Consider the following 6,776-nt stretch of genomic DNA (forward strand, 5'->3'; position numbering starts at 1 on the left):
ATACTGGTTAAAGGTTATTTTTATTGTCGGTATCTAAATGGTATCATCCTATGAATTATTATTATCGGATATGTTTGTGAAATGATGAGAAAAAAATTACTCAGTCTCTATAAACCATCTTGGATATTAGCCATTCTTGTTGCGGCTAATGGCTATTGGTTTATCAAACCAGCAATACAACATAGTTTAGACATTCTCCCTAGCTTATTAGATTGGCAAGGAGGCTGGTCGAGTCTTATTGATGAAATTGGTTTAACCCAATTACCTAGATTAATACTCGGTGCTGGCTTAATTATAATGTCTATCGGCTTGGCATTAAAAGCTCGCCTAGCTTGGGCATTCTCCCTTCTTTTGTTGATCATAGTCGCGGTTATTAGCCTTTTATCGTCAAGCCCAGGGCTATTATTATTAACTTATACTGTGATTGTTAGTGCACTATTATTGCTGTACTGGAAAAGTTTTGATGGTTCAAGTATTGCGGCTGGTAGTCTTTTTGCCTTAACCAGTACGGGCGCATTAATGTTGTACGCAATTTTTGGTACATTATATTTAGGGACTGAATTTAGTTCTCCTATTACTGACCTTTCCACGGCATTTTATTTTTCTATCGTAAGCATGTCGACAGTGGGTTACGGTGATCTTTACCCAACCACTTCTACAGCAAGATTATTTACAGCATCAATTATTGTGATGGGCATTACCGTATTCGCGACTTCCATTAGTGCGATTATTGGGCCGGTTATTGGTGGTAACTTAAAAAGAATTGTTAAAGGTAGGATATCAAACGTGATGAGAAAAAATCATTTTATAATTTTAGGTGTGTCTCCAACAGCGCACAGTGTCTATGCGGGTTTAACTGAACGTGGCGAATCTGTCACTGTTGTTGTTCCTGCCAATGACGAACATGAGTATCCTAGTGATGCTGATATTGTTACTGGTGAGCCTTCCTCTTCTGATGTTTTGATTGAAGCGGGTGCAGAGAAAGCTCAGTATATTCTGGCATTGCGTAATGACGATGCTGATAATGCTTTTATCGTATTAGCGGCAAAAGAGGTTGGCGGTAAGAATACTAAGACGATTGCTTTGGTAAACTCTAGTAAACATATTCCTCAAATTAAACGAGTAAAGCCTGATGTAGTCTTTTCTCTGCAATTATTGGGAAGTGAATTGTTAGTGAGAACCTTAAAAGGCGAAACCATAGACAATAAATTGATTACTAAACTATTTTTTGGTGAAGAAACTGAAGTATCGGCTGATTAATTTTATCTGTAGATTTCAAATCAGAACACTATAGAAAATAGAAAAAAGATAGTAAAAAAGGCAGCCTAAAGGCTGCCTTTTTGATATCAGATAAAGCGAGGTTTATTGTAGCTTGGCTTTCAAGTGCTCAATAATATCATTGATTGCAATTGGTTCTTTAACGCCATCCCGACGATGTTTATACTCAAAATTGCCTTCTTCAATACTACGATCTCCGATTACAACGGTATGCGGAATACCAATTAGCTCGATATCTTTAAACATCACACCTGGGCGCTCTTTACGGTCATCAAACAGTACGTCAATACCCATTGCTGTAAGTTCAGCATAAAGTTTATCTGCGGCTTCTTGTACGCGTGGCGACTTTTGCATATTCATAGGAACAATGGCGACTTGGAATGGTGCAAGCGCATCTGGCCAAATAATGCCTGAGCCATCGTGGTTTTGCTCAATAGCAGCGGCGACAACACGGGTTACCCCAATACCGTAACAACCCATTTCAAGAATGACATTTTTGCCGTCAGGGCCAAGTACACCACAGTTCATTTTTTCAGAGTAGTTTTTACCAAGTTGGAAGATATGACCAACTTCGATGCCGCGTTTTAGCATCAGTGTTCCTTTACCACATGGGCTTGGATCACCTTCGACTACGTTACGTAAATCTTCAACTTGGCCTAACTCAACATCGCGGCCCCAGTTAATACCGAAGTAGTGCTTGCCGTCGATATTAGCACCGGCGCCAAAATCACTCATGACTGCAACGCTGCGATCAACGATGAATGGTAGTTCAAGACCAACAGGGCCTAGTGAACCCGGACCTGCGCCGATTAGCTGACGAATTTCTTCTTCGTTTGCCATCTCCAGAGGAGCGGCTACTTGTGGTAAGTGTTCCGCTTTAATTTCGTTTAGCTCGTGATCACCACGAATAATCAGTGCAACAATAGAGGCTTCTATTTCATCAGAAGCTTTAACAAATAATGTTTTTACCGTTTTCTCGATAGGTAAGCTGTGCTGTTCAACCAATTCTGCAATGGTTTTTGCATTTGGTGTATCTACTAATGTCATTTCTTGAGATGGAGTTGCAGACTCTTCTTGTGGTGCTAATGCTTCTGCTTTTTCGAGGTTAGCGGCATAATCAGATTCTGTTGAGAAGGCAATTAGATCTTCGCCGCTTTCGGCCAATACATGGAATTCTTGAGAACCATTACCACCGATAGCGCCGCTATCTGCAAGTACAGGACGATAGTCTAGGCCCATACGATCAAATGCTTTGCAGTAGGCATCGTGCATCGCATCATAAGATTTTTGTAACCCATCTTTATCGATATCAAAGCTGTAAGCATCCATCATGCTAAATTCACGTGCACGCATAACGCCAAAGCGAGGGCGACGTTCATCGCGAAATTTGGTTTGGATTTGGTACAAGTTCAATGGTAGTTGTTTGTAAGAGCTGACCTCACCACGTACCAGACTCGTGATCACTTCTTCTGCGGTTGGGCTAAGAACAAATGGACGAGAGTGTCGGTCAGTAAAACGAAGTAACTCAGGGCCCATTTTTTCAGAACGACCAGTTTCTTCCCATAACTCAAACGGTTGAACAACGGGCATTAATGTTTCAATTGCACCTGCATTGTCGATTTCTTGACGAATGATATTTTCAACTTTACGCAGCACACGTAGGCCGGTTGGCAGCCATGTATAGAGACCTGAAGCTAATTTACGGATCATACCTGCACGTAGCATTAGCTGGTGGCTAATGACTTCGGCATCGTTTGGGGTTTCTTTTAAAGTCGAAACTAGGTATTTGCTGGTGCGCATTATGTTACCCGCTTAAGTTATTGAATGATGTGTCTTACCCATATGGAAAATTCATCGCATATGGCAAATTAGCCCAATATAATATCAGCCTGAGCGCATTCTCAAAAGGATTCTATGGTTGTTACCCGAATGAAATTGCGATTTATTGTATCGATAGGAGTGGATAAATCACTTTCAACGGTAAATTTGACGTTTAAATCGAATAAATTCACGGCGTACTCTTTATTATCGGTTTTGTTTTTTTTATAAGCTGGGCGAGGATCTTGTCCTAGCACTTGTTCAATTACCGTTTGGATTTGTTGATGCTCAGAAGGCTTATGTTGGCAATGCTTTGCTAATGAAAGCTGAGCTGATTCTGAAAAAATAACACTGAGCACATCTGGTGCTTTTTCCGCAAAGCCGCCTATTGCATCAGGTAATGCATCTGAATAAGGAATATACGGTTTAATATCGATGATTGGTGTGCCATCAACTAAATCAACGCTGCCTAATTCTAACCAAGTCTGGTTTCCTTCTTGTGTGATGCCTTTTAGTTCTACCGCTGACATACCAATTCCATTAGGGCGAAAAGTCGCGCGTGAGGCAAATACACCAATCCGTTCATTACCACCTAAGCGAGGAGGGCGTACGGTTGGTTTCCATCCTGCTGCGAGATTTTGATCAAATAAGAACAGTAACCAAACATGGCTAAATTGTTCAATACCACGTACGGATTCTGGGCTATTGGCCTCACCAACTAACTTTATTCTTGCCGTCGCACTTGGTGCTAACCGAGGCTGTCTTGGAACGGCGAATTTTTCTTTATAAGGGCTTTGAATTAGACCGATGGGTTCAATAGAGTAGGGCATAGAATTGTCGATACTTATAGTGAGTGAAATAGAATGAAAATACCACATGGCAATATTGGATGTTGATTTTTTATGGTTATTAGGCATTAAAAAGGGTAGCCGAAGCTACCCTTGATGTGTTGTTAGTATTTAGTCGAAATTACCAACCTTTCACTACGCCACCTTTAAATAATTTTTTCGCAGCTTCGTATACTTCTTCAGTTTGGTATGCTTTTACGAAGTTTTTCACGTTTTCACTGTCTGCATTATCATCACGAGCAACAATTAAGTTGGTGTATGGTGATTCTTTGTCTTCAACAAAAATACCATCTTTTTCTGGCGATAAATTGATACTGCTTGCGTAAGTAGTATTGATAATTGCAATGGTCACATCTTGTAGAGAGTTAGGCAGTTGTGGCGCTTCTAGCTCAACAAAATCCAATTTTTTAGGGTTATCGATAATATCAAGAGGCGTAGCTTGTAGGCCAGACTCTTTGCTTAGCTTGATCAAACCTTGTTCTTGAAGAAGCAATAATGCACGACCTTCATTGGTTGGATCATTTGGAATCGCAATGCTGTCGCCTTTTTTCAACTCATCAAGTGATTTGATTTTCTTTGAGTAGCCCGCGATAGGGTAAACGAAAGTGTTGCCAACGGGTTTGATTTTGTAACCACGATCTTTGATTTGTTGATCAAGATATGGGGCATGTTGGAATGCGTTTGCATCAATTGAACCATCATCTAATGCAGCATTAGGGATAACATAATCAGAAAAAATCGTTAGTTTTACATCTAAGTTATATTTTTTTTTAGCAATTTTCGCGGCAACTTCTGCAACTTGTGCTTCTGCGCCAGCAATTACGCCAACATTAATCGTATTGCTAGCTGCATTTGCTGCGCCAGTAACAAGTAGTGATGTTGTAATAACAGCAGCACTGAATAAACCTTTTAATTTCATATTGAACTCCATGTATTTTATTTTTAATAGGTTGTTTATATTAAATCTATTTTTATTATCTATGGTCAACACGAGTAGCCACTCGATCGCCAACCATTTGAATAATTTGCACCACAATGACCAATAACACTACTGTTATAAGCATGATATCGGGTTGGTAGCGTTGATAACCATAACGCATGGCAACATCACCTAAGCCTCCGCCGCCAACAGTACCCGCCATCGCTGAGTAGCTAACGAGTGTTACTAGCGTAATGGTGATCGTATTGACAATAGAAGGCAGAGCTTCTGGCAGTAATACTTTCGTAATGATTTGCATTGGTCGCGCGCCCATAGATTGCGCTGCTTCAATTAATCCTGTTGGAACTTCCACTAACGCACTTTCCACTAAGCGTGCAATAAAAGGAATCGCGCCAACAGTGAGCGGAACAATTGCCGCTGTTGTGCCAATGAATTTACCAATTAATAATGTGGTAAACGGAATAATCGCGACCATTAATACTAAAAAGGGAACTGAACGGCCGATATTTACAATCGCGCCAAGCACTAAATTAATAAACTTGTTTTCAGTTAAGCCACCTTTTTTGGTGATATGTAAAATCACGCCCATTGGTATGCCAACAATAAAACCAATTAGGCCCGCGACGCCAACCATGTAAAGTGTTTCCCAGGTTGCCCCCCAAATAAGACGAAAAGTACGATGGTCGTAATACCAATCCATGATGTGATCATAAAACATAGCCAAGTACCTCGACTTTAATATTGTGCTCTTTTAAGAAAGTGACTGATTGTTCTACTTGAGTCTTGTCGCCGAAAAATTCTGCAACCATTAAACCAAACCGAACGCCACCGGTGTAAGCAATATCAGCATTTAGAATACTGACATCAACACTGAATTGACGAGATAACTGGCTAACGGCAGGGATATCAATCGATGCACCAGTAAACTCAAGACGAATAAGAGGGGCGGAACCTTCTATTTGAGTTGTGTGTAGACGAGCTTTGTAATCATCGGGAATTGAGAGATCAAGCGTTGAACGAATGAAATCTTGTGCCAACTTGGTTTTAGGGTGAGCAAAAATATCGCTGACTAAGCCCTGCTCAACCAATAAACCGCCCCCAATAATAGCCACTTTGTCGCAGATGTTTTTCACTACATCCATTTCGTGAGTAATGATCAAAATGGTTAGATTTAACTTTTGATTAATGGTTTTTAGTAACTTTAAGATCGATTTTGTGGTTGCTGGATCAAGCGCGCTGGTTGCTTCATCACATAATAATACTTTGGGATCCGATGCTAATGCACGAGCAATCGCGACTCGTTGTTTTTGTCCACCACTTAAATTGGCCGGATAGGTATCGCGTTTATCTGCCAGTCCAACTAATATCAGTAATTCAGACACTTTGGTTTCAATTTGCGTGGCTGGAATTTTAGATAACTCAAGTGGTAGCGCTATATTATCGAATACCGTGCGAGAAGAGAGCAAATTAAAGTGCTGGAAGATCATACCGATATTACGACGGGCATGACTTAATTGAGTATTTGAAAGTTGAGTAAGATCGACGCCATCGACAATAACATTGCCAGATGTTGGCGCTTCAAGCATGTTGACGCAGCGAATCAGAGTGCTTTTGCCTGCGCCAGATGAACCAATCACACCGCATATTTCCCCTTGAGGAACGGAGAGGTTGATGTCTTTCAGGGCGACGATCTCTTTACTTCCCTGATAAAAGATTTTGTTAACGTTTTTTATTTCAATCATTTAATGACCTAGATTGTATCCATACAATAGTTTCATTTCGGATAATGCGCGGAATACAGTTGAAAAGTACAGCGTGTTTGTAATCTGTAGACGATGCTATGGTTTTGTGTTCGACAAGTCAATGGATATTTATACATCTAGACGTCTATA

Annotated in this window: 6 protein-coding genes; 1 reads left to right on the top strand and 5 read right to left on the bottom strand. The window is 40.5% G+C overall.

The window, feature by feature from the left end; genetic code table 11:
• Positions 1-81 precede the first annotated feature (81 nt).
• Complete coding sequence (gene kch / locus FH976_RS15205; protein WP_194091631.1) at positions 82-1,260, top strand: voltage-gated potassium channel protein; 1,179 nt, start codon at positions 82-84, stop codon at positions 1,258-1,260.
• 102 nt (positions 1,261-1,362) lie between these two features.
• On the opposite strand, the gene FH976_RS15210 is transcribed toward kch, so the two are convergent.
• The 5 genes from FH976_RS15210 to metN form a co-directional block, all read right to left on the bottom strand.
• Positions 1,363-3,078 carry a proline--tRNA ligase gene (locus FH976_RS15210; protein WP_194091632.1) on the bottom strand — a complete coding sequence of 572 codons (1,716 nt, stop codon included), beginning with the start codon at positions 3,076-3,078 and terminating at the stop codon, positions 1,363-1,365.
• A 101-nt stretch (positions 3,079-3,179) separates the two neighbouring features.
• On the bottom strand, positions 3,180-3,926 hold the full coding sequence (tsaA, locus tag FH976_RS15215) for a tRNA (N6-threonylcarbamoyladenosine(37)-N6)-methyltransferase TrmO (RefSeq protein ID WP_194091636.1): 747 nt from the start codon (positions 3,924-3,926) through the stop codon (positions 3,180-3,182).
• A gap of 139 nt (positions 3,927-4,065) precedes the next feature.
• On the bottom strand, positions 4,066-4,875 hold the full coding sequence (gene metQ, locus FH976_RS15220) for a methionine ABC transporter substrate-binding lipoprotein MetQ (protein ID WP_194091633.1): 810 nt from the start codon (positions 4,873-4,875) through the stop codon (positions 4,066-4,068).
• Positions 4,876-4,918: 43 nt separating this feature from the next.
• Positions 4,919-5,602 carry a methionine ABC transporter permease gene (locus FH976_RS15225; RefSeq protein ID WP_194091634.1) on the bottom strand — a complete coding sequence of 228 codons (684 nt, stop codon included), beginning with the start codon at positions 5,600-5,602 and terminating at the stop codon, positions 4,919-4,921.
• Positions 5,592-6,626 carry a methionine ABC transporter ATP-binding protein MetN gene (metN, locus tag FH976_RS15230; RefSeq protein ID WP_194091635.1) on the bottom strand — a complete coding sequence of 345 codons (1,035 nt, stop codon included), beginning with the start codon at positions 6,624-6,626 and terminating at the stop codon, positions 5,592-5,594. The genes FH976_RS15225 and metN overlap by 11 nt, the downstream gene beginning before the upstream one ends.
• Positions 6,627-6,776: the final 150 nt, after the last annotated feature.

The sequence above is a fragment of the Vibrio hibernica genome (genome assembly GCF_015223435.1).
In the GTDB taxonomy this organism is placed as follows: domain Bacteria; phylum Pseudomonadota; class Gammaproteobacteria; order Enterobacterales; family Vibrionaceae; genus Vibrio; species Vibrio hibernica.